This window comes from Pedobacter cryoconitis (assembly GCF_003259615.1).
Classification (GTDB): domain Bacteria; phylum Bacteroidota; class Bacteroidia; order Sphingobacteriales; family Sphingobacteriaceae; genus Pedobacter; species Pedobacter cryoconitis.
Map to the genome: position 1 here is coordinate 1 of NZ_QLLR01000069.1, position 1,934 is coordinate 1,934.

At 43.7% G+C, this 1,934-nt stretch carries 2 protein-coding genes; both read right to left on the reverse strand.

Features of this window, described 5'->3' with window-relative positions:
* Positions 1–258: hypothetical protein (locus LY11_RS26360; RefSeq protein ID WP_211321670.1), on the reverse strand; the 258-nt coding region annotated here is incomplete at its 3' end.
* Positions 255–1,832, reverse strand: a complete 1,578-nt coding sequence (gene istA / locus LY11_RS26365) for an IS21 family transposase (protein WP_111636557.1) — start codon at positions 1,830–1,832, stop codon at positions 255–257. The genes LY11_RS26360 and istA, both read right to left, overlap by 4 nt.
* Positions 1,833–1,934: the final 102 nt, after the last annotated feature.

A 1,934-nucleotide genomic window follows, 5' to 3' on the forward strand; every position in this document is an offset into this window, starting at 1 on the left:
AGCATCTGCTGGAAGTTCTGTTCTGACCAGATCCTGCAGATATTTTAGCTGTGGAAAGCCAGCGTTTCGCAGCTGGGCTTTACGTCGGTTCACCAGTCGGATCTGCTGCTCAGCAAGCAGCAACTTTAGAAGAACCTCTTCAAAAGAGGTTTCATCTTTCATGGCAGTGGTAATTACCTGGTTCAGGTCTTTACGAAAAGCAGTCAGGCGTAGTTCGGTGCTGATCTGCTGGATGTGTTCTAAAGTTTCTTTGTTCATCTTGTTGTATTTAATCCAATAGTTGCGTAATTATTCATCATCTCTGCCAGTTCCAGCAGGTTTTCCATAGAACGAAGGGCAATTGCATCCGGCTCTGCTATTCCTGGCACCTGTACCGGCTGATTACCCAGCAATGCGATGATATGTTCATTGTTGACATTGGAGGGGAACTGCCGGGCAAGCAGCGCAACACAGGCACATAGTTCCTGACTACTGATATGATGTTGCTGGCGATATTGCAACAACTCAATAAAAGCACGCGGATCCTTGTAGTAATGGTCCTTATAAAGTGATTGCACCCAGATGGGTGCTTGCTTTAAAGCAACAGAACCAGCAGCAGCGCCCGGCTTTCGCTGTAAAGTACTTAAGTAGTGTTCAATATCGATTTGCCAGCCATGTCTGCTGTAGATTCTTTCATGGCAGCACACCACATGGTCACTATCATATATTTTTATCCACTGGGAATAAACCTTTGCGAATAGCATTTTTCCTGTTAAACGGTCAGGTACAGAATAGTGGTTGGTTGCAAAACAGATGGTGGCATATTTATCTACTTTTAGGTTTTCTCCCAAAAAGCTTTCCATGCAGCCCGGATAAGAATACAGACCTTTACGTTCGAGTTCAAGTCCTGCAGAAGGACTTTGCTGCTGCCCGGTTAATGTTCTTTCATTCAATTCGCCCAGGCGTGACTGTAAATAAACCTGTGCCTGCTGGAGGTTATCAAAATGATCTTTGAAAGCAAAGGTCTTCCTACGCAGATATTCTACGCTGCGTTCTACATGTCCCTTTTCATTTCCTTTGGCCGCATTACAGAAACGCCATTGGTACTGATACCAGCGGCTCAACTCTAGCAATCCTGCCGTAGGAATCTTCTCGGTACGGCCCACAAAGCGAGATATCGCCACCCGCATGTTGTCGTAAACCATTTGATGATAAACTCCTCCTACATGCTCAAAAAAGCAGATATGAGCTTCTTTAAAAGCCAGGCTGTCCTGATGCTGGAAAAGCAAGGCATAGCGGTAATTGCTGTTAGCGCTAGTAAAAACGGCCAGATAATACCTGCATAATTTGTCATTTATAAACAGCTTAACTTCTCCCCAATCAAACTCACAACAGGATCCCGGTGCATATTGCTGACGAATAAAGGCTTCTTTGGTAATCTGGGTAGTCTTAGAAATATGATCACACAGCGTGCTGTAACTCAGCTGGTGACCCAATTGATGCAGCTTTTCCAGAATATCTATACTCTTAAGCTGTTGTTTGGAACGGCCGTCCAGACGTTTTGCCGTGTTTTCTTCCAGACATTTATTAATGATCTTCAGCACCTCATCATTCAACCGCCGTTTTGAACGGTTGGCACTATTGTAAACTGAACCTGTCCGTAGATATTGGTTCAACAAAGAAGAGGGTTTATCCTGATCACTTAAGGGAGAAGACTTGAACAACTCATATTCTGCCAGTCGCTCCCGCACGGTTCTACGGTGAATATGGAGTTGCTTTGCTATTTTCCGCTGGCTGAGCCCTTCTCGATAATAGAGTAATATAATCTTATGATTTGTCTCCACTTCTAACATGAATTATGGTTCCTTTAGTTCATTCTAAAGGGACGATTTAATCCTTGCTAACTGGTACACTTTTCAACTGGATATTGGTACACTTTTCAATCGGTATATACA